Genomic DNA, 21,256 nt, shown 5'->3' with positions numbered 1-21,256 from the left:
GTGCATGCTCATCACTACACGTCCCGCGTCCGATCATCGCGCTAGTCCCACTCCTCCGCGCTTCACCGGCTAGCGATTGTCCGTCCATAGTAATTGGAGAGGACAACAGACACAGAGCGACAGCTTTGTTGATCTGCTATGCAAAGGCCGCCAGCCGAAGGATGCCGCGAAAGGCACCGATCAGGCAGGCCGGATGCTACCTACTTGGGTCCAGGTCGCCGCCAACGTTCAGCCAACCGTAGACCATCCGAGAGCGCCTTTTTCGAGTGCGTTGTCACGGGATATCCACGCCGTAAGCAGAGCCACAACCGCAGGAGCGGCCGAAACGTCGTGGTTACTAACCATCCTCAACGACAGCTGGTCAAACCAACCTTAAGCCGCGGCTCGCTGCGATTAGTCGAAAACGTCGGCATTCATTTCGGGTTCCACGCCACGTCGGCCAGTGACGCCAGGTACGGTAGGGCTGCACCAGCCCCGTAACGCTGGCGGCACTCGGGACTAGCCGTGTTTGTCCCTAGTAAGGAAGAGCCACGATGTCTGTCCTCGCTCGCCGTAACGAGGCGGTCCGCAACGACGAACATTGGCAGCCACCTTCATTTGCCGACTTGAGCAGTGCGCGGGGCAGGTTGATGTCTCGAGTGCGTCGCGCATTAGACCTACAGGCCGCCTCCATCTGGCGAGATCTCAAGTCCCCATTAGGACAAGCTACCGGCACGATTCTTGATGTAGGCGCAGGCGCCCAGCCCTATCGCCCGCTCGTAAGTCGCCGTGCGACCTATCGCGCCATCGACATCGCAGACGCTGGTGAGCAGTTCGGGTATGAGGTTCCTGGCACTGCTTATTTTTCAGGCGACGAATGGCCTGCCGGTGATCGCACAATCGACCTTGTTCTCGCGACCGAGACCCTCGAACATGTTCCTGATCCCGATGCCTTTCTTTCCGAAGCCCGGCGTGTGCTTCACGATGACGGCCGACTCATCCTCACTGTCCCCTTCGCCGCGCGCTGGCACTACATTCCGCATGATTACTGGCGATTTACGCCTTCCGCATTGCGGATGCTACTGGAGCGAAATGGCTTTTCCGAGGTGGTGGTGTTTGCGCGGGGCGATGAGTTAACCGTTGCTTGCGCCAAGATCATGGCCCTTGTGCTCCCCTTCCTTATACCGCAGGGAGGAGGGTCGTCCGTGGTTCGCCGATTGGTCGGTGTGGCGTTCTCACCAGTGCTACTCATCGCCGCATTCATAGGCCAAGGCAGCTTGCGCCGACAAGGCGGAGACGATTGCCTCGGCTACACCGTGTTTGCTAGGGCGAGCTAGGTGGCTTCACTCCGCTCGCCATGCTGTTGCCCACGTTGAGTCTAATTCGGACGCCGCCAACACGGGTAGCTTCAGCAACCTTGGCCACTGCCCGCTTCACGGGACCCGGCGCTGGTGCTAACCGCCACCAGTAGCGGAATGCGTAACGATTGACGAACCGTTCGACCCGAACATTCTGATAACCACTTACCTCGAAGAGTCTTTGAATGCTTGTGCCCGAGAACAACTGCATGTGCTCGATATCGATGATCGGAGAGCGTCTCCCCAGCATGCGATTCAGCCAGCCGCGATAGTCATGCGTCACCGTGACGAACGCCCCACCAGGTCGAAGTAGCCGAAAGGCCGCCAGGGAGATCACTTTTGGATCGATTACATGCTCCATCGTCATGAAGCAGCAGATTAGGTCGAACGACTCAGGAGCAAAATTCTGCTCCTCGAAAACGCCCTCCCGAATCCAATTCTGACGATATGTCGGGGCTGCGGCAATCGCCGAGGCGGACGGTTCAACGCCGACCAACTTTGTGAATCCCTGATGCGCCAGGTGCTCCAGCAGAACCCCTGTGCCCGTGCCGATCTCCAGGACTGATTCGCGCCTGGTCAAGGCTTGCAACACCGGTTGCATGGCACGTATGTACGCGGACGCCGCGTCGTCGGCTTCCTCGGCGCTGTCATAGTCGGCAACATGGTAGGCACGTGCGAGATCGTCTTGGCTGGGCGGGCTGTCCGCGTAAACGAGGTCGCATCTTCGGCACTGCACGAGTTCGAGATTCATATACTCCGGCGTCTTTCGCGACGAGTAGCTGAATTCGTCCAAGCGCGAGACGTCAATGTTGGCTTCTAGGAACGAAGTTGCGTCGAGCGACCCGGCGCCGCAGACCGGACAAGATCGCGCCGAACTCATGGTTGCTTCTCCACCACAGGGGACCTCATGGCCTTGCCGTCCGGTAGTAGCTCAGTTTGCTCTCCATTGCGGATCAGCGAGGCTCTGATGAGGCGAGGCCGACCCTTCACCTCGGTCATGATCTTGGACACGTATTCACCAACGAGGCCGATCGCGAACAGATTCATGGACCCAAATATGAGCATGACGAGCAATAGGGTGGTAACACCTCGAGGCGCGATGTCAGGCACGAGCACCCGGAGGAGAAATACCACCACTGCCGCAAGCAGTGAAACAGCGAGTGATGCTATCCCCATGTTGGTCAGCATGTTCAGCGGGGCGTTGCTGAACGAGAAGATCGCCTTCTTCGCCCAGTCGATGTTCTTCATAAGGTTGTTGGTGGAGCGCCCGAACATACGCTCCGGACGAACGTAGTCGACGCCGGTCTGCTTAAAGCCAACATAGGCGCGCAACCCGCGCATGAACAGGTCGCGCTCGGGGCAGTTAAGTAGCCACCTGACCACTCGTCGATCCATCAGCGAGAAGTCGCCAGCATCGAGTGGAATGTTTATGTAGCTGTAGCGCGCAAATAGCCGATAGAATAGCTTGTATTCCAAGCCTCGATGCCACGGCATATCCCGCTTGACTCGTCTGCCGTACACAACGTCATAGCCTTGCTCCCACAGCGGATAGAATTCGTGGATTAACTCAGGCGGATCTTGAAGGTCACCATCCAACAGGACGACGCCGTCCATTGTCGACAGCTCCATGCCGCTCCGAAACGCCATCTGCGAACCATAATTTCGCGAATGAGTGATCCCGATGACGTGTCGATCTTGCTTACTGATCTCGCGTATCACGTCGGCGCTGTCATCCGGGCTGCCGTCGTTTACGAAAATAATCTCGTAGTCCACGTCGAGTTGGTCGAACGTGTCAGCAAGTCGTTTGTGCATCACCGGTATCGCCTGACCGTCTTTGTAGCAGGCGATTACCGCCGATACGCTGCGCCGGCGCCCTTTGCCACCTTTCTTTGTAGATTCTGCGATCTGCCGATCAGTAAGAGTGGCAACCCATTTCGACATTGACACCAACCCATCCTTCAGATCGGTACGCGCACGCCAGCCGATCTCTCGAAGGGCCTTGCTAGGTTCGGCATACCAATCCGGCGTGTCCCATTCTCGACCCGCCATTGTGTCGAAACTTGGTTCGGCTTCGACGCCGAACGTCGCCCGAGTCAGCTCCACCAGGTCGCCAATGGTTGTCTTGATCCCGGTGCCGATGTTGAGACTCTCCCCGTACAGCCCGGGATGCATACGTGTCGCCGCGAGAACGAAGGCTTCGCAAACGTCGTCAACATGTACGAAGTCGCGTGACGTCTGGGGATCGACCAGCGGCGGCAGCCGCCCCGCCACCGCCTCACGCAACAGCGTTGGGACCAATCGCGAAGTGTCTTCGAGAGGGCCGTACGCCGAATAAAGGCGGAGGTTCACCGCCGGAAACTGCTGATGCTTGCCCATGTAGTGGAGATAGTTAGCCACCGCCACTTTGGAGACGGCATACGGGCTGTTGGGTTCGCAAAGGCTATCTTCGTGTGGCGCCGCGCAATTCGTTCCATACTCTGAGGAACTCCCCGCGCTGATGAAGGCGACAAGGGGCCGCGACCCCAAGCGGTCGACCAGGTTGACCGCAGACTGAAAGTTGGTCTGATAGATGAGCGTGGCGTCGTCCTCGAATGAGTAAGCACCGTAGGCAGCGCAGTGGAACACCGTCTGAGGTGCCGAACTATCGACTAGGTGTCTCGTCATCACGTAGTCATTGAGGTCAACCTCGATGGTTTGTTCGTCCGGTATATCGCGCAGCCTCCACCCCTTACCGCCACGCACAATCGCGTACACGTCGTCACGAACGTTGTACAGCTTCTTGAACAGATTCGCACCGATAAATCCCGAGGCACCGGTTACTAGGATCGGTCCCTTCAAGCCACGGATGTTGGACTCAAGCGAATCCATGCTCAGGCGCTTACCAGCGCGGACATCACCGCAGCGGGATCGAGTCCGGATTGTGCTCGGAGGAATGTTTGCGAGCCGTAGCGACCGAAGGTATGGGCCCGGGCACAAAAGTGTTCAAAGTGTTTGGGTAGGCACTCGCGCTCCGCCAGGTGTAGCAGCACTTGCGACGCGAAAGATCCCTGACGCACGTGTTCCTCCACCACGATGAGCCGTTCTGACGACGCCAGTTGGGTCAGCAACGCGTCCGGGACAGGATTTCGCTCTAGCGGCAGTGCGCCGGCCACCCATAGGTTGGGTCTTCGCTCGGCCGGCATCGCGTCGAAACACCCGATATACGTCCCAGCGATAGGTCCGACCCCAATCACAGTTGGGCCATTGCCTGTGGTCAGTTCCCGCCACGGTTGGTAAGGAGGAACAGGCCATCCTTGCGGTGCCTCCCCTCGCCCCAGCCGCAAGTAGATCGGGCTATCGCTGCCACCCGCGAGCGTAATGACGGATTCAACGTCTTCGTCGAACGCAGGAACTGCCGCAGTCATGCCCGGCAGCGTCAGCAATGCGCCGTAGTCGTCGATGGCGTGATGCGTCGGCCCCATCACCCCGTAGCCGTAACCGCCTCCATTGCCGATCAGTTTCACTGGTAAATGGTGGAAACAGATGTCATTGCGGATCTGCTCGAACGGCCGCGCATAAGCGAAAGGCGCGATGCTGTAAATCCACACCTCCAGATTCTGCGCCGCCAGTGCTGCGGCAACAGTGATCATGTTCTGCTCAGCGACGCCAGCATTGATGAACCGCTCACCCATCGCGTCCTGCAACGGCTCAAGCGCCATAAAACCCAGGTCGCCGGTAAGAAATACCATGTTCTGGTTAGCCGACCGGGCGACTAATGCGTCACAAAGCTGTTTCCTCATCGGCTGTCGAGCTCGTCAATCGCCTGCTGGTAGAGCTCCTCCGTCAGCGGAAGATAGTGCCATTTCATCTCATTCTCCATGAAGCTCACTCCGTGACCTTTGACCGTGCGAAGGATGACGACTTTCAGCCGTTCGCTGGGGGAAGATAGTGCGCAGCCTATCGCGCTCGTATCATGCCCGTCCACGACGTAAAGATCCACGTCGAATCCCTGCAATCGCTGCCACAATGGCGACATACTTGCGACCTCGGTGGTCGACCCGAATCCCTGTAGTCCATTGTGATCGACGAGGATTGTTAAATTATTTAGTTTATGGTGAGACGCAAAAATGAGACCTTCCCACGTCGACCCTTCCTGCCATTCACCATCGGACGTCAAACAAACGACTCGTGCGCCCTTGCGCTGAAACCGAAAGGCTAGAGCCGTACCTGCGGCGAGCGAGACACCGTGCCCCAAACTGCCTGTTGCAAAAGCAATGTCAGGAATGCCGGCAGCAGGCGGATGCCCCGCGAGAAGGGTGTTATCCCTGTGGAATGACTCAAGGTCGTGGTCGTCCAACCTACCGATGGTCCACAGTGTCGTGTAGAGCGCACCTGCCGAATGACCCTTGGATAAAAAGAATTGATCTTCATCACGTAGGTAGTGGTGGAATACGACCAACATGGCGTCGAGCGCCGAGAGGTTCCCGCCGATATGACCAACGCCGCTTTCGTAGTGCATCTTAAGCAGACGCTGCCGTGCCGTTCGAACATCGACGGCGCAAAGCGACTCGCCCCCAGTAGTCACCATGGTTGGCCGCCCCTAACCATCGTAGGTCGACACCGCGGGGAAGCTGCCCGCGACTCGCGGAAGGAAAGCGCCAGGCTCAGTACCGTCGCCATCGGCACAAACAATACTTGATCAAGCTTCCAGTGCACACTCATAGCAAATCACCTGTCGACGTTCACGAACAGCGCTGGCCAAAACCGTTCGGGTGGCTGCAGATCGGGTTGGGCGCCGGAAGGCACCTGCGTGCAGTCCCGTTGACGCGTTTGCAGTCGCCCGACCGAGAGACCATCGCAGAATGCTGCGAAGGACCCAGGGAGCCGTAGAGATCGAACCCGCTGGGCAACGAATCCAATCCAGTCCAAGATCGGATCGCCCCCGCCAGTCAATCTTTTTGCCGTCGACCTGACGCTCGTCGGCAAAAACCTTGGCCCACGCGGTTCGACCACCGTAAGCTCCTGCACGTGCGAAGCTCAATCCATTCGCGTGGCCGCTCGCATCACCGCGTGTTGCGAGTCCTCTGGATGAGTTGTCATGCCCGTTTGGACTTGAACACGAGTAACCAGTTAGGCACCGCCTCCTATCGTTTCCTGCAGAACCGAGGAGAACGCAGATGAGTCGATCGATCGAGACACTGCGCAGCCCCGTTACCAAGATCAAGGGCCTGCTTTCGGCGTTCACATCCCAGTCCGAACGCACGGTGGTGCTCGGCACTGTACTGATAGTGTCGGCGATCTCTATGGGCTTCAGTTACCTTCTCGCCCGGTGCTTTTCGGTCGACATGCTTTCCTCTCTCCTCCTCAGCCCGCCGGAAGACTGCTGGCTCAATTGGGGCGAGAATATCGGCCGGCACTGCTTCAGTGACTACGCAATAATCGTTGACGTCGGGCGGTGGCCCAACCCGTGGGACCATCAGGTTCCCCTGCCTCACGATTTCCCGCCGATGTGGTCCATTTACCCGGCGGCCGCCATGACGCCGCATCTACTGTTTGGGCTACCCGCGGCATGGCTGGGTGCGCCAATCCTCGGGCTGCTGGCTTACCTCCTAGCGCTGACGATCGCAGTTCTCTCGCCCGCGATCTGGGCAGCTCGCGGGGCGTGTGGCCTAGAGCGGGTGGTGGTATTCCTCGCGTTGGGTGCGTTGGCCATTCCGGCGTGGGCGGTGATTGATCGAGGCAACTCGACGGGTTTCATTGTGCCTATCGCCCTAGTTTTTTTGGTGGCGTTGCGTCGCGAGCGGTGGGGCCTGGTGGCCATTATGGTAGTCGTGGCCGCGCTCGTGAAGCCACAGTTCGCCGTTCTCGGCGTGGTGTTGTTAGCTGCCCGCAAATGGCGACTGAGCGGCCTCGCGGCCGGTGGCTTCGCCATCTCCAGTATTGCTGCGTACCTGCTTTGGCCGCGCGACTTTCCCGACACAATCACACAGTCGATCCATAATATTTTTTCTAAGAACAGCCCGCTCCAGCAATATCTTCTCGGACAGCAGAACGTGTCTTATGGCAAAGCGTTTCTCATGATTCCGGATACGGTTGAGTTGTTTCAGACGGGCGGCAAAATACCAGACAACTTCCTCGCTGGTCCGCGGTCGCTGATCGGGTATGTCATCTTGGTCATTGTGGTCGCCTCCGTGGTTGCTCTAGGGCGACGCATCGTGCCCATCATGGCCGGAATTGTGCTGCTAGCCACGGCGGCATTCTTCGCCCCCATGGCTCCCTTCTACTACCTAGTCTTCGTCTTGCCCGTCGCAGCGCTTATTGTCCGAGACCCCGACGGGTCGCCAGGTGCTGGGGTATTCGATTGGCTTGCGATCCGCGACGGTCGCCGCCGTGCGGTCGGCTTATGGGTGAGTTTCGCCGCTGCGCTTAGCATCGCTCAACTCGCCTTGGGCCAACCGGGCTCTGCACCTATCCCAGGCCACAGCGGAGGAACCAGGCTAACGGTTGTCACGACTGTCGGTTGGGCGCCGATCTTGTGGCTAATCGCAAGTGCGGTGATCATCGTTTCCTACGCGCGCAGGCCGGCTTCCGGAGACGACGAAGATACTGCTGTCAGTGCATCCGAGCTGAGGACGGAGCCTCCAACGCCAGCAGCGGCTCGACCCGACGCCTAAACGGGTTGAGGCGATTCACTCCGCCCACCGGCGGATCCGCATCCGCCTGACGGCGGATTGGCCTGCGCGCTCGATAGATTCGAGCAGGGACGGTTCGACGGCAATGAGGTTGCCCCAACTATCGCCGCCAAGCTCGGTCGGGTACCGCGCAAAACGCCGCCATGTGTGCCGAACGCCGTATTGCGTGATGGGCTCCCACTCGGAAACCAGAACTGAGTAGCCCTGCCGCTCGAGGAACCGGGCGATGTCGTGTACATCGTGCCCGAGCCTGGTCGTCTTATTATCCTCGAACTCGCACACCACGGCCTTCGGATGAAAAGTGTCCCAGGGGAACGTGCGCAAGACGAACAGGTCGAAACCCTCGGTGTCGATCTTCAAGAAGTCGACCTGCCCGACGCTTTGCTCGCGAATGTAGGTGTCGAGGCGCACGGTTCGGACGGTCGTGGTCGGCTCGTGCGTGGTGTGGAAGGGCGACAGGGTGCTGATGCCCGTCGATACGTCGCTCGTGAACAGCTGCACCTCGTCGCCGTCCTGCTCGGATACGGCGCGAGGATCGATGGCGATGTTGGGGAATCGATTCGACAGGATGGCCCGATTGGCCGGGTCAGGCTCGAACGCATGCACAGTCCACCCTCGCACCAAAAACGGTGCCGCAGAATAACCCTGGTGCGCTCCGACATCGAGCATCGTCCCCGGCGTCCCGCCGATGACGTGGAATACTATCCCCACCTCGTCCAGATCCCAGGGCGGCAACACCCGACGCGCGAGCCATCGCAAAACCATTTCTTCACCTGTCTCGGAATGGTGTGGACACTGTCAACGCAACACCTTCGCGCTCACTTGCCGAGCGCTTCCGCGAGCGCCAGCTTCGGATATATCGTCAGCGCACCGTCGACGGTCGCATCCACGATCCGCCGCCCGTCGGCTTCGAATGCCTTGCGGGCCAACCGGTATGCGACCTCGGAGTTTTCCAGGTCAGGCAGTTGCCACTTGAAGCCCTTTGGGAAATAGCGCGGGTCGAAATGACTCGCGTCCGGTCCTGTGGACTCGACGAGTTGATTCGGGGTTCCGCTGACCGCGAAGCTGTGATCGACGCCGATCAGCACGACCTCGGAGAATCCCATGTAATACGCCAGCTGCATCGCCACATAAGTCACCGTGTAGCCCTCCCATACCCCGCGGCTTGCGTCACGTGAGAAGTACGGCCACAAACCTACGATCGTGTTCAGGAAGCCGGTATTGGCTGCGCCGTCGAGGAAGTCGCGGTTCGGCGCGGTCGTAAAGAGGGGTGCTTTGATCTTCCTGAAGTCATCGGCACACTGCTCCACCACGTGCCGGTTGATGACGACGTGGAAGGTGGTCTCGAATCCGAGTTCGTCGAACATCAGGTAGATGCGGTTGAGGCCGAAGGTGTACTCGCCGCGCAACAGGCCCATGTCGGTCTTGCGGAGGCTCGGGCCGTTGCCGATAATCACGCAACGCTCGCCGGCATGGGCGCCCCGAAACTGTCGTATAAAACCATGATTGGCGCGACCGGCAGAGGTCAGAGTGTCGTTCAGCCACGCTTGGGTGCTCGCGATGGATCGAGTCAACATCCGGGCTGAGTGCTCGCGAAATTGATTCACTGCGTTGCCGATCTCCTCATTCCGATCCCAGGCGAGCCGTTGCCCCACCGTCGACGACCAAGACCGTTCCCGTGATGAAACGCGCGTCGTCACCGATCAGAAACGACACCGCGCCGGCGACATCACTCGGCTCCCCGATGCGGCGCAGTGCGGTGCGCTGGCGCAACAGCTCCTTGCGTTCCTCGGCCGTCTCCCCCCACCGCGCGAATCCCTCACGAAGCTTCGCGGTGTCGATCGCACCGGGCGCAATCGCGTTGACCCGCACGCTCGGTCCGAGGTCCATCGCCGCGGAGCGGACCCAACCCTCCAGCGCCGCCTTCGTCGTGGCATACGCGGTAATGCCGCCGGTTGTCGCGCGGCCGTGCACGCTACTGATCGCGACGACCGAACCATCGTGAGCGCCTAGGTTTTCGCGGGTGCCGGAGACGAGGGCGTCGACGGCAAGGACGTTGACCCGCAAAGCATTTGCCCATTCATTGAAGGGCGTCTCCCCCGCCCCCGCGATCGGTTGTACCGCGCCGTTGTGCACGATGGCCTTCAGCTCGTAGTTCCGGGCCAGCTCCCGGCCGAGCTCCACGAGCTGCTCGGATTCGCCCAGGTCGACCTGAAGGTAGGTGTCGGCCGCCGGCGCGACGTTTCTGTCGATCCCGATCGCGTGATAGCCGTCTTTGCGCATGCGTTCGCACAAGGCCGTGCCGATCCCGCCGGCCGCCCCCGTGACAATGACCGCACCGGTCACCGTGCCAGCTCCTCGATCAGGAAGTCCACCGCCGCGGTGCTCGCCCGGACCACGCCCTCGCGGGTGTTGGACCCGTTGTGCGCGCCCAGCACAACGTTCGGCAGCATCCGCAGCTCGCTGTCCAGCGGCAGGGGCTCGACCTCGAACACGTCGAGCGCGGCTCCCGCCAATCGGCCACTCTTGAGGGCTTCGATCAGATCCCGCTCCGCCACGACAGGGCCTCGGGCGACGTTCACCAGGTAGGCATCCGGGCGTACCAGGGCGAGACGTTCGGCGTTGATCAGGTGAAACGTCTGCGGCGTCAGCGGGCACGCCAGAACGATGAAACGGCTTGTCGTCAAAAGCTCGTCCAGGTCGACGATCGGCACATCCGTTTGCGCGGCATCGGCGAAAGGATCGTAAGCAACAGCATCCATATCGAAACCCTTTGCCCGCTTGGCGATTTCACGCCCGATAGCACCGAATCCCACGATTCCGAGCTGCGCACCGGCAAGTGTGATGCCTTCCGCCTTGGGCCACTCGCCGCGACGAACAGCGGCATCCACCGCGATATAGCCACGGACCAGGTTCAAGATATAGCCGAACGCCGAGTCGGCGACTTCGCGGCCGAAGACTCCCGGGGTGTTGCGCACGGCCACCCCATGATCTCGTGCAGCCTCGTGATCGACGGAATCCATCCCGATCCCCCAGCGGATCACCGTCTTGAGCTTGTCGGCGCCGTCGAAGAAGGAACGGTCAAGCTCGTCGTCGCCGGCGATGATTCCCACCAGGCGTTCGCCATACTCGAGCAGTTCCGCGGCGGTGAACTGTTGCCGCCCGGCAAGATCCGGTGCGAGGACTTCGTAGCCGAGTTCCTCGATGCGGTCGCGGTGGTGTGGGAGTTCCACCTGCATCTGCCGGCAGGTCACCAAGATCAGCGGGGCACTCATGTGCTGATCTCGCTGCGCTCGGCGATGGCGGCCGCCAAAGCGAAGTCCTCTTCGTTGTCGATGTCGATAGCTTCCAGCGGGGCCATTTCGACCATGAACGGGCGCGCCCCGATGCGAGTACCCCTGTCCCGCAGCAGTTCCGGAGTGAATATGAAGAAGCAGGAGTTCTCGACGAAAAGCGGAGCAAGGTCCTGGGTTCGGAGCAACACGGACGGATCGTGATTGACCGGCCGGTTTTCCGCATCCCAGAGACGGGCCTGTAGTCGCGTCACACTGAACACCGAGTCGAACTCACGATCAGACCCGGTGAACAACTTCAGCGCCGCAGATACCGTGTCGGCCTTGAGGAATGGATTCGTCGAGTGCGTCTGCAACACGACGTCGGCATCCACCTGGTCGAGCGTGTTGAGCAGCACGTCGTTCATGGCGATATTGCCGTCGCGTAGATGTTCTGGCCGGAGCAGCACCTGCACTTGCGGAAAGTGCTCGGCGCAGTCGTCGATGATGAAGTCACTGTCGGTGTCGACCACAATCAGGTCAATTTCGGGTACCGCAACTAATGTCCGGATGACGTGGTGGTACAGCGGAATTCCGGCCAGTGGCCGATAGTTCTTTCCGGGAACGCGCTCACTGTTGTGGCGCATGGGTACGACGGCGACGGTGCGGGTCATTGCTCTCTCACGGCTGGGGGTCTTCGGAGTAGACAATCTTGCGACCGGGTGCGGGCGGGGGTTCATTGCTCTGCGTTTCAGCCGGGTAGTAAAAGCGCTCCAACAAGCGGGCCGAGACGTGATCTGGCTCGCGGAAGCCCTGCCATGCCCCGATGAACTGGGCGAATCGAAACTGCGGGATGCTCAGCGCGTTGCTGCGCAGCAGATGCGCCTTGATCGCGTCACGGTAGTCGTTCGCAATGTTCGATAGGGCCAGTCCGAGCGCCCGCTGCAGGGACATCTCCGAACCCTTGACGATGCGGGCGTAGGCCATCGCCTCGCGCCGATACCGGTTGCGGATGGTGCTCCACGTCTCCTCGTGCACATGGACCACCGGCGCATCCGCGACGTAGGCGATCTTGTAGCCCTTGTCGAGGGCCTTCTTGGCGAAATCGAGGTCTTCGAGGCCGGTCAGAGTCTCGTCGTAGGGCGTCTCTTGCCATACCGACCGCAGCACGGCGGCGTTGGCGTTGTTGCTGAATGGGTGGCCCTGGTCCCAGATGTTCTGGTTGGGAAACCATTTCAGCATCACTCGCGATTCGGAGAACTTGGTCCGCTCATCGCCGACCTGACGTCCATAGGCGATGGCCACGCCGTCACGGTCGAATGCGCTGACGATGTGCTCGACATAGGTGTTGTAGACGGGATAGACGTGCGCCGAGGCGAAGAGCAGGATGTCGCCACTCGCCGCGGCGCACCCTCTATTAAGCGCACGCCCGAAAGAGAATTCATTCTTGGCGATGTGCACGATGGTGCAGCCGGCAGCTTCCGCGATCGCGACGGTGTCGTCCGTGGAACCCGAGTCGACCAGGATGATCTCGTCGAGTTTGACGGTCTGCTGGTCGAGTCCCTTCAGCAAGCGACCGATGTGCTTGCCTTCGTTCAGTGCGCGGATGACCGCTGACACCCGGCGTGGCGAATTGTTCTCACTCATCGCTGGCGAGTTTGCCCCCATGTCGATCGACGTATGCCTTGTGGTCAGGTGGCGAAATCACTGTTCGCTGAGGTGCCGTCGGGTCCAGACCATACCGAAGGCCGAGCCACGGTACATACCGTATTCGAATGCTCGCGGCATTTAAGCTGTCCGCCACGTCTTTCCCCCTCCCCAGGATCGAGAGACAGGCAAGTTCCGCCTGGAGCTGCATCGTGCCGTAACGATACGCGCAGGTTGTGGAATTCGAGGGCGTTGCGCCGCACAGTCGGCCCTCGCCGTCCGTCGGTATTGCGTCAGGTTAAGCGGTACGAAGAAATTCCGCGAACTCCCCCTCGTCGGCGCTCGGGAGGGCTATCAAATCTGTTTGAATCCATTGACCGACACCATTTAGCTCACGCAATACGGGACCGATTTCAGAGCCCGACCCTCGATATACCATTTCCAGCGCCGGCTGCCCAATCGACAATGGTATTAGATCGATAACTTCGAACCCACTGCGCTCAAAATTACGTCGCGCCTCGTCCGAACCAGAACCCACATACACCGAATCGAAAATAGAATACCCAGCCTCATCGAGCCGCCTTTCCACTTCGGCGTCGCCCGACCACTCGAGATACATCAATTTGATTTTCTGAGATTTCAAGGCCGACTCGGCGCCCTCGAGTACACGGCATTCCGCGCCCTGCACGTCGACCTTCAAAAAATCGACAACCCGTCCGCTCAACTCGGAGTCGAGGGTGGTTGTTTGGACCCGGACCAGCGTCGCCCCGCGCTGGCGCCGCAGGGCTGCCAGGCCGATCGAGGCGTAGTTGTTGAGCGTGGCCAAGACCGAAGTGCCGATTTTGCCGACCGAGGAATAACCAACCTGGTCGTCCCAGCCCGGTTCGTCTCCCTGGACAGTCGACCCAACGAACAATGTCGTTCGCCCACGTCGACTCGAGACAGCTTTCTCCACCAATCGGACGTGCGAGTGGTTAGCAAGACGCTTTCTGAAAAGTCGAGCATTGTTTGGAAAAGGTTCGAACGCCAGGACATGCGCTGCACCGCCCGCTATACGCTCGCTGATTTCACCCGACGCCGCACCCACGTCGACGTAAAGATCGGCGGGTCCGCGACTGCGCAGAAAGTCATAGATAAAGTCGCGGCGCGGCACATATGGAATTGAAGTCACAGGTGTCACGGGCACGATTTTCACACTATCAGCATCGAAAACCTCGTGCGCCGGATCCACAATGCGGCTCCATAGCACCAAGCCGTCGCGCACGACCCGCCTGCGGCTGTCGCCGTCATCCAGCAAACTCTGCGGCAACCGCACCCCGCAGCCCGGCAGGTACTGCGAATATTGCGCCCGCCGAAGGCTCGTCATCGTCGGGCAGCCCCTGGCGCGATGTGGTGACGTAGAGGACGTCGCGCCCGTCGCCGCCGAAGGTGCACGAACTGACCTGCGTGATGCCGGGCACGCTGATGATCTCGACAAGACGCCCCGCCGCGTCGTAATGGTTTACGGCTCCGCCGCCCCACAGCGCAACCCAGAGCCCGTCGTCTTCGTCGATCGCCATCCCGTCGGGGTATCCCGGTGTGCCCTCGACATGGAGATGAACCCGGCGCCCCGACCACGCACCGGTTTCGGGCTCGACGTCGAATACGTCGATCCGCCGCGTCGGAGTGTCGACGTAGTAAACGCGGCTGCCGTCCGCCGACCACTGGACACCGTTGGAGATCGACACAGGCGACAGCAGTTCGACGACCCGGTGATCGGGCGTCACGCGGTAGACCGCTCCCCCGCCCGGCTGCTCGTCGTAGGCCATGGTGCCGATGACGAAGCCGCCGGACGGATCACAGCCCCCGTCATTGGTCCGCACGTTCGGATCGTCGGTGATGCCGGCGATTCGCTCGAATGCCGACAGTTGTTCGTCCGCAGCGACGAGTCCATGTTCGGTGGCGATGACGAATCCACCAGATGCGCGGCGCCTGACCACCGCGGCGACTCGGCTCGGCACCCTGCGTCGGGACACCCCTCCTGAAGGATCGACAACGACGATCTCACCCGCGAGAACGTCCATCGACAGCAGTCGTCCGGTGGGCGCGTCCCAGAAGGGACCCTCACCGTGGTGGGCCACCGGAACCGTCACCCGTTCGGCCTTCCGCAGCACAGGCGGCGGCCGTCTAGAGCTCGTAGGCGAGGCGAATAGCGTCTGCTGCCGGCCCCGTGGCACCGCGCCGCATATATATGCAGTCGCAGGCGGCGTCGAACGTGGCGTGCGGCGGATATTCCTTGACCAGGCCGTACCCCATACCGTCGAGCATCTCTTCAACCTCTGGCCGCAGCGCAATTCCTTCGTACAGCGGCACTCGGAACAACTCCAGCTGCAATGCCAGGCAGTCATCACCGGCGAGGAAGTTGGCCGCCCCTTCCAGGATCTGCCGTTCGGCGCCCTGGGCGTCGATCTTGAGGACGTGGTAGGGCTCCGAGCGGTCGGCCAGCACGGCGTCGAGCGTGGTGCACTGGATTTCCTCGATGTGGTCCAGACGCGACCGCTCGAACCACGTCTCGGCAAGCTGGGGTGGGCCGAAAGTGCGTAGCGTGTCGAAGTTGTCCCGCACGTAGTCGTAGTTCTGCCGAAATAGCGACGAGCCGTGGCCGGACTGGCCCGCATACACGTAGAACGGCCGCTTGGCCGTCTCGCTCCATAAAGCCGCGTCTATAGTGACGACGCGCGGTTTCTCGCCGCTGGGGTCACGGGGCTCGAACTTGAGGACATGGCTGACCAGGTCGGACCGCTGATGCCAGGGATTCGGCAGCGGGCCTACCGAACCCACGTCGATCAGTCCGACGACACCTCGGCCGCCGCGGTTGATAACCCCGTATCCGTGCACCCGATCGACCGCGCGCTGCGCGAGGCGGTAGACGGATTCGATCGTCCCCATTCGTTCTCCTCTACTACGCCTGTTGGCCCGCCACGGCCAAAGTTTGACACGAACCGAAACGTCCCCGCAGCCAATACAGGCCAGCGTCCTGCCTCCCAGCCCCGGCACTGGCCGTCCACGCTATCGCAGCAACCATCTCGCGGTACGGACGATAAATTCTCGGCGGTGATGTTACGATCGCCGCGTGAGCCGGGCACGCACTGAAAGTCACTGGCGCCCTTGGCGAATCGCTATCTGCCATGAACCGTGGCGATATGACCCAAAAGCATAGCGAACGATGCAAAAATTTCAGAAATTCTTGTTCTCGCTGATCGATTTCGCGTTGGTCCCGATCGCCGCTAGCGCGTCTTTCGCGTTGCGGCTGATCCGCCAAACCGGATTCGGGCGCATGCCCCTGACCTTGCGGGTATTCAGAAAAGTTGGGATCTATCCGCTTCTCGACCATTACTACGAGCCCCTGTTCAACCCTGCCCATTTGCGAAAGCCGTTATCCGAAGACCGCGAGTTGCTGGGCATCGATTGGAATGTCACTGAACAGCTGGATCTGCTGACGAAGTTCCACTTCAACGACGAATTGACCAGATTCCCCGTCGACCGGCAAGCCGACCAGGAGTTCTTCTATCGGAACGGCTTCTTCGAATCGGGCGATGCCGAGTACCTGTACAACATGATCCGGCTGTTCAAGCCGAAGCGCATTTTCGAAATCGGCAGCGGCCAGTCAACGCTGCTGGCGGCGAGCGCAGTGGAGGCCAACCGCGGTGAGGATCCCGACTACCAGTGCGAGCACGTCTGCATCGAGCCCTACGAGGTCGGGTGGCTTGAGCAGCTCGGCGTGAAAGTCGTCCGCAAGCCGGTGGAGCTGATCGACACATCGTTGTTCAGCCAATTGGCGGAGAACGACATCCTGTTCATCGACTCCTCACACATGATCCGGCCACAAGGCGACGTTCTCTTCGAGTACTTCGAGATTCTGCCCATCCTCAAATCAGGTGTGTTGATTCACATTCATGACATCTTCACCCCCAAGGATTACCTGGACGAGTGGGTACAGGCGGTCTGCTTCTGGAATGAGCAGTACCTGCTCGAAGCCTTCCTCAGCTACAACTCAGAGTTCAAAATCATTGGCGCGCTGAACTTCTTGAAGCATCACCACCCTGACGAGCTGACCGCGGCCTGCCCAGTACTGCGGGAACAACTACAATTTCGCGAACCCGGCTCGTTCTGGCTGAGACGGGTCTAGCCACACCCGATCGGGAGTGACGATGCAGCGGTCATCGCCGGAATATGAATGCCAACAAGGCGAAGTAGTACTCGCAAACCCGTAGGTAGGCACGCGAGACTCGCCGGCCGCCCAGCGGATAGCGACCATGCATGTCCCACATGCGGCGCAGGTCATTGAAGACTTCGCTGGGGGGACGATTCGTGCCGACACCATTGGTGTCGAAATCGCAGAGCACCCGCCGGATCGTGATCGGCTCGCGCAGCAACGCGGCTCGGAGAATGAACTCCTGGTCGGCGGCGATCCCAAAATCGAGGTCATACCCGACCAATTTGTTGACCAGCGACGAACCATAGAACGATGCCTGATGCGGGATCACCTGCCAGCCGGCGAGGAACTTGCGGATGTTGAAAGGCATAGGGCTGCGCACGCGCCCGAGGCCCACCAGGTTATCCATGCCATAGCCCCAGATGTCGCGCGCCGCCCCGTGCCTCGAGATCGCCTCAACGGCCTCCGCCACGGCGTCCGGATCGGGAAAGCAATCGCTGGAATGCATGAACCACAACAGATCGCCAGACGCGTGCGAAATGCCCTGGTTCATTGCGTCGTACCGGCCGCCGTCGGGCTCGGACTGCCAATACGTCAAGCTCGGCCCGCACCCGGACAGATACTCCACCACCGCATCGCCGGATCCACCGTCGATCACGATGTGCTCGATGCGTCCCGCGTAGCGCTGGGCCCGCACGCTGTCCACGGTCCGCTTCAGCCCGTCCAGGTCCTTGTAGGAGATCGTGATCACGGAGACGGTTGGACCGCGGAGCCCGTCGGCGGCGGCGCTACTCACGTCGTCGGGCACCATGATTCAAACCTCCTCAGTCCGTAATCTCCCCTTGAGCCACATCGCGCAATGGCCCCGCCGTGCCAGGTCCCCAGGCGAGCGTGCCGTATCCCGGTCCCGATCACCTTAAACCCTGGTCGCCGCTCTCGAGTCGGATAGCTGAAAGGTGCCGATTGACCGCGGGTTCCAAACGCCACGGCTTGCGCTCTTAGGCCTGTAGGGTGATCGCGTGGGCCGGACTACCAGGCTGCCAATCCAACGAGACGAGTTGTGCCCAAGCCGGGTGAACAAGCGATCAGGAGGTGTTGGAGTTCACAATGTTTGGTCTCTTTCGGAAAATTCTCCAAGATAAAGTCGATATCATAGATCAGGCATTTTCCTCTCTGGACATCGAGTCGTTCGCAGACCTCGGCGGTGTCTGGCGGGTGGAGGGCGGGTACACATTCCATGCGCTGGACCATCACAAAATAAAAGACGCCGCATTGGTCGATACGCACCTGACTTCGAAGGTCATCGGCAAAGCAAAGTCATATCCGCAACTTCGGTTGGTCAACGGAAATTTCGGCAGCCAGCAAGTCGCCGACGAAGTGGGCAAAGTCGATGCGGTATTACTGTTCGACGTTTTGCTACACCAAGTCGCACCCGACTGGGACGCCATCCTCGACATGTACGCCAAGAATGTACGTGCCTTGGTGATCTACAACCAGCAATGGACCGGACCGGGAAACAACGTGCGGCTGCTCGACTTGGGCGAGGATGAATACTTCCGCAACGTCCCCCACAACCCGCGTCAAGAAAATTACAAAAACCTCTTCGGCAAACTCGACGAGATCCATCCGGATCACGGCCGGCCCTGGCGCGACGTGCACCATATCTGGCAATGGGGTATCACCGATGCCGACCTGGAGGCAAAGGTCGGCGAACTGGGATTCACACTGCTGCACAAGAAGAATTGCGGCAGGTTCGGCCGGCTGCCGAACTTCGAGAACCACGCCTTTATCTTCGCTCGCCAATAGCCTCCGGCTGAGGCCGCGCGGTCTCAAGGCGGCTACGAATCGGCGTCGCGGATCTCCTGGCCCTGGTCGCCGAGCGGTCGCGCCGGCCTTCCGGTCGCTTCGGTCTGCTGGCGTTTGAGGCTAAACGGCCAGACGTCCACCAACCCCTTACGGTGCGGCGCAACGAGGGCGAACCTGCGCCACGACGCCTTGAGCCGCTTCCATCGCGGAGCCTCACGGTGCTTGCGGGCCAGCTCCACCATCCGGGGGTACTTCGCGACGGTGTCGTCGAACGCGGCGCGGCCCTCCGGTCCCGGGACATTCGCGATCTGGCGCAGAATCCAGTCGGCCATGGCGGCGATGAGCTCTTCGCGCGCCGGGTCGCCGGGGAACAGGTCGAGCATCGCGTCGAACGTCGCGGCGTGCCCGGGACCCAACGTCAGCCAGAACTTCGGTGGATCGGCGACCTGGTTGTGCCACATGCCCTGGGCATGCCGGCGGTAAACGGACATGGTCTCAGGCAGCATCGCAATGTCGCCCTGAGCCGCGTGGCGGACGTGCAGATACCAGTCGAGGGGCATCACGTCGGCGGGAATGTCGTCGTAGCGCTCGAGGCGACGATAGACAACCGAGTTGGTCTGAATGAAGTTCATCAAGAGCAGGGCATCGACACTCAAGTTGCCGCGCAGGTGTGCAGGGGGGAACTTTGAGTCCTTCGCGTAGCCGTCTTCCCACACCACGCGAACGGGATGAAAGCACACCGTCGTCTCCGGATGCCGGTCCAGGAAGGCGATCTGCCTGCTCAGCTTCAGCGGATCGATCCAGTAGTCGTCCGCCTCGCACAGTGCGACGTATTCGCCGCGGGCAGCCGACAGGGCGCCCGTCATGTTCCTGTTGAGACCGAGGTTTTCGGGCCGGAAAATCGGCCGGAACATGTGCGGGTAGCGGCTGGTGTACTCCCGGATTATCGACGGTGTGGAATCGGTAGAGGCATCGTCGGCGACGACGATCTCCACCGAGAAGTTGGTCTGCTGGGCGAGGAAGCTGTCGAAGGCCTGGCGGACGTAGCCCTCCTGATTGTGGGTGGTCGCCACGATGCTCACCTTGGGTGAGCTCGCCGCGCCTTCGGTCACTGCGGCCTCCTTGTCCCGTACAACGGCGATCATCCGTGCGTCCACCGTACGACACCCGAGCGGCGCTCCGACAAAGACGAAATCGGAGCGTAGCGGCAAGGCGCACACGTGTATTTCCCCGGGCCGCCAGCCGAACACGCGCATGGAGTAGCGGTCGACGCCCCATTGTGGGCAGTCTGACTATGGAGCTGACCGCGGATGCCGTCGGAGGGGGCGCGTCGAGGGTTGCGCCCGGACAGGAGTATCACTGTCGGCAGCCGGATCGAATCCGTTCGGGAGTTGGCCAAGATCAGAGAGGTGCAATGGGGATCCGCAGAAAGATAATCGAGTTCGCGCCAGCCGTCGCGGTTTACAACGCCGGTACCTATCTGTTGTTTCAGGCGCGGCTCTCATACGAAACACTTCGCGAACGCAGAGGCAGTACGGGCGCGTCGCAAGAAGAACCGACTCCGCCAGCTCGGCTTCGATGGCGAGTTCACGGAACTTTGGATAAAGCCTCATACCTGGCGGTGGGCAAATTAATTGCGCGAAACATACAAGACCTCTGTCAGGCCGCCGGCCGTGATTTCTCTTCGTTTGACGACATTCTCGATTTCGGCAGCGGTTGCGGTCGAGTCATCCAAAACTTTCGAAACGAGCCAGGGACGCGCACTCTCTACGCAACCGATATCGATCCAGACCTCATCGGTTGGGCCAAGGACCACCTGGACGGTGTTCACTGGAGTGTCAACGGCCACCGGCCACCACTGCCTTTCGCCGCCAACGCCTTTGACTTGATCTACGGTATCTCTGTTTTCACTCACTTGGACGAGGACTTTCAAGACGTATGGCTGCGTGAACTTGAACGCGTCGCACGACCGGGAGCCACCCTTATCCTCACGGTCCACGGCGAACATGTGATCAATGGCCTTCGAATGTTGGACAGTTCCTACGTCGAGGAGATTCACGAACGCGGTTTCATGTTCTTCAAATGGTCCAGCGGCAAACTCAAGATTGACGGATTCCCCGACTTCTATCAAACCGCCTTCCACACGAAAGAGTACGTATACGAGCACTGGTCGAAATATTTTGAAATCGTGGATTACGTCGAACGCGGGATCGGCAGCTATCAAGACGCCGTGGTGCTACGAAAGCCCCTGAACCTGAATCGCCCCTAGGGGGCTCGGCATCGGCCGAACCTCGGCCTGCGACGGGACGAACAGAGATAATGGCCCCT

Annotated in this window: 20 protein-coding genes; 5 read left to right on the top strand and 15 right to left on the bottom strand. The window is 60.4% G+C overall.

The genetic code is table 11. The features are described from left to right. The first annotated feature begins 533 nt into the window (after window positions 1–533). Window positions 534–1,316 (top strand): class I SAM-dependent methyltransferase, encoded by a 783-nt coding sequence (locus tag OK015_RS13390; RefSeq protein WP_268132115.1) that lies wholly within the window; start codon window positions 534–536, stop codon window positions 1,314–1,316. On the opposite strand, the gene OK015_RS13385 is transcribed toward OK015_RS13390, so the two are convergent. The 4 genes from OK015_RS13385 to OK015_RS13370 are packed head-to-tail and all read right to left on the bottom strand — an operon-like array spanning window position 1,303 to window position 5,904. After that, complete coding sequence (locus OK015_RS13385) at window positions 1,303–2,217, bottom strand: class I SAM-dependent methyltransferase (RefSeq protein WP_268132113.1); 915 nt, start codon at window positions 2,215–2,217, stop codon at window positions 1,303–1,305. The two genes, OK015_RS13390 and OK015_RS13385, sit on opposite strands and share 14 nt — an antisense overlap. Next, window positions 2,214–4,205 carry an NAD-dependent epimerase/dehydratase family protein gene (locus OK015_RS13380; protein ID WP_268132111.1) on the bottom strand — a complete coding sequence of 664 codons (1,992 nt, stop codon included), beginning with the start codon at window positions 4,203–4,205 and terminating at the stop codon, window positions 2,214–2,216. Before OK015_RS13380 ends, OK015_RS13385 begins: the two co-directional genes overlap by 4 nt. A 2-nt stretch (window positions 4,206–4,207) precedes the next feature. Further along, window positions 4,208–5,065: a hypothetical protein gene (locus tag OK015_RS13375; RefSeq protein WP_268132109.1), complete on the bottom strand. Its 858-nt coding sequence runs from the start codon at window positions 5,063–5,065 to the stop codon at window positions 4,208–4,210. A gap of 47 nt (window positions 5,066–5,112) precedes the next feature. Next, window positions 5,113–5,904: a transketolase gene (locus OK015_RS13370; protein ID WP_268132107.1), complete on the bottom strand. Its 792-nt coding sequence runs from the start codon at window positions 5,902–5,904 to the stop codon at window positions 5,113–5,115. A 589-nt stretch (window positions 5,905–6,493) separates the two neighbouring features. Between OK015_RS13370 and OK015_RS13365 the strand changes: the two genes are divergently transcribed. Beyond that, window positions 6,494–7,990, top strand: coding sequence for a glycosyltransferase family 87 protein (locus OK015_RS13365; RefSeq protein ID WP_268132105.1), 1,497 nt, complete (start codon window positions 6,494–6,496; stop codon window positions 7,988–7,990). 15 nt (window positions 7,991–8,005) lie between these two features. On the opposite strand, the gene OK015_RS13360 is transcribed toward OK015_RS13365, so the two are convergent. The 9 genes from OK015_RS13360 to OK015_RS13320 all read right to left on the bottom strand — a co-directional run bounded on the left by OK015_RS13360 (window position 8,006) and on the right by OK015_RS13320 (window position 15,855). Beyond that, on the bottom strand, window positions 8,006–8,773 hold the full coding sequence (locus OK015_RS13360; RefSeq protein ID WP_268132103.1) for an FkbM family methyltransferase: 768 nt from the start codon (window positions 8,771–8,773) through the stop codon (window positions 8,006–8,008). A gap of 53 nt (window positions 8,774–8,826) precedes the next feature. Then, window positions 8,827–9,465 carry a 6-hydroxymethylpterin diphosphokinase MptE-like protein gene (locus tag OK015_RS13355; RefSeq protein ID WP_268132101.1) on the bottom strand — a complete coding sequence of 213 codons (639 nt, stop codon included), beginning with the start codon at window positions 9,463–9,465 and terminating at the stop codon, window positions 8,827–8,829. A 166-nt stretch (window positions 9,466–9,631) separates the two neighbouring features. After that, window positions 9,632–10,354, bottom strand: a complete 723-nt coding sequence (locus OK015_RS13350; RefSeq protein ID WP_268132098.1) for an SDR family NAD(P)-dependent oxidoreductase — start codon at window positions 10,352–10,354, stop codon at window positions 9,632–9,634. After that, window positions 10,351–11,283, bottom strand: a complete 933-nt coding sequence (locus OK015_RS13345) for a phosphoglycerate dehydrogenase (RefSeq protein WP_268132096.1) — start codon at window positions 11,281–11,283, stop codon at window positions 10,351–10,353. Before OK015_RS13345 ends, OK015_RS13350 begins: the two co-directional genes overlap by 4 nt. Continuing rightward, window positions 11,280–11,954: an acylneuraminate cytidylyltransferase family protein gene (locus tag OK015_RS13340; protein ID WP_268132094.1), complete on the bottom strand. Its 675-nt coding sequence runs from the start codon at window positions 11,952–11,954 to the stop codon at window positions 11,280–11,282. The genes OK015_RS13345 and OK015_RS13340 overlap by 4 nt, the downstream gene beginning before the upstream one ends. 7 nt (window positions 11,955–11,961) lie before the next feature. Further along, complete coding sequence (locus OK015_RS13335) at window positions 11,962–12,927, bottom strand: glycosyltransferase family 2 protein (protein WP_268132092.1); 966 nt, start codon at window positions 12,925–12,927, stop codon at window positions 11,962–11,964. A 298-nt stretch (window positions 12,928–13,225) separates the two neighbouring features. Next, on the bottom strand, window positions 13,226–14,293 hold the full coding sequence (locus OK015_RS13330; RefSeq protein ID WP_268132090.1) for an FkbM family methyltransferase: 1,068 nt from the start codon (window positions 14,291–14,293) through the stop codon (window positions 13,226–13,228). After that, complete coding sequence (locus OK015_RS13325; RefSeq protein WP_268132089.1) at window positions 14,214–15,059, bottom strand: SMP-30/gluconolactonase/LRE family protein; 846 nt, start codon at window positions 15,057–15,059, stop codon at window positions 14,214–14,216. Before OK015_RS13325 ends, OK015_RS13330 begins: the two co-directional genes overlap by 80 nt. Before the next feature lie 34 nt (window positions 15,060–15,093). Further along, on the bottom strand, window positions 15,094–15,855 hold the full coding sequence (locus tag OK015_RS13320) for an FkbM family methyltransferase (RefSeq protein WP_268132087.1): 762 nt from the start codon (window positions 15,853–15,855) through the stop codon (window positions 15,094–15,096). Window positions 15,856–16,132: 277 nt separating this feature from the next. On the opposite strand from OK015_RS13320, the gene OK015_RS13315 reads away from it, so the two are divergent. Beyond that, a complete protein-coding gene (locus OK015_RS13315; protein WP_268132085.1) occupies window positions 16,133–17,095 on the top strand; it encodes a class I SAM-dependent methyltransferase in 963 nt (320 codons plus the stop codon). Between the two features lie 31 nt (window positions 17,096–17,126). Here the strand turns inward: OK015_RS13315 and OK015_RS13310 are convergent, their stop codons facing one another. Continuing rightward, a complete protein-coding gene (locus OK015_RS13310; protein WP_268132083.1) occupies window positions 17,127–17,933 on the bottom strand; it encodes a glycosyltransferase family 2 protein in 807 nt (268 codons plus the stop codon). Window positions 17,934–18,229: 296 nt separating this feature from the next. Here OK015_RS13310 and OK015_RS13305 point away from each other — a divergent pair, with 296 nt between their 5' ends. After that, on the top strand, window positions 18,230–18,928 hold the full coding sequence (locus OK015_RS13305; protein WP_268132081.1) for a hypothetical protein: 699 nt from the start codon (window positions 18,230–18,232) through the stop codon (window positions 18,926–18,928). 32 nt (window positions 18,929–18,960) lie between these two features. Here OK015_RS13305 and OK015_RS13300 read toward each other — a convergent pair whose 3' ends face one another. Then, a complete protein-coding gene (locus OK015_RS13300; RefSeq protein ID WP_268132079.1) occupies window positions 18,961–20,040 on the bottom strand; it encodes a glycosyltransferase in 1,080 nt (359 codons plus the stop codon). A gap of 302 nt (window positions 20,041–20,342) precedes the next feature. On the opposite strand from OK015_RS13300, the gene OK015_RS13295 reads away from it, so the two are divergent. Continuing rightward, on the top strand, window positions 20,343–21,197 hold the full coding sequence (locus OK015_RS13295; RefSeq protein WP_268132078.1) for a class I SAM-dependent methyltransferase: 855 nt from the start codon (window positions 20,343–20,345) through the stop codon (window positions 21,195–21,197). Window positions 21,198–21,256: the final 59 nt, after the last annotated feature.

The organism is Mycobacterium sp. Aquia_216, assembly GCF_026723865.1.
Taxonomy (GTDB): Bacteria; Actinomycetota; Actinomycetes; order Mycobacteriales; family Mycobacteriaceae; genus Mycobacterium.
The sequence above is the reverse complement of the archived record's forward strand: the minus strand, read 5'-3'. Positions and strand labels throughout refer to the sequence as shown.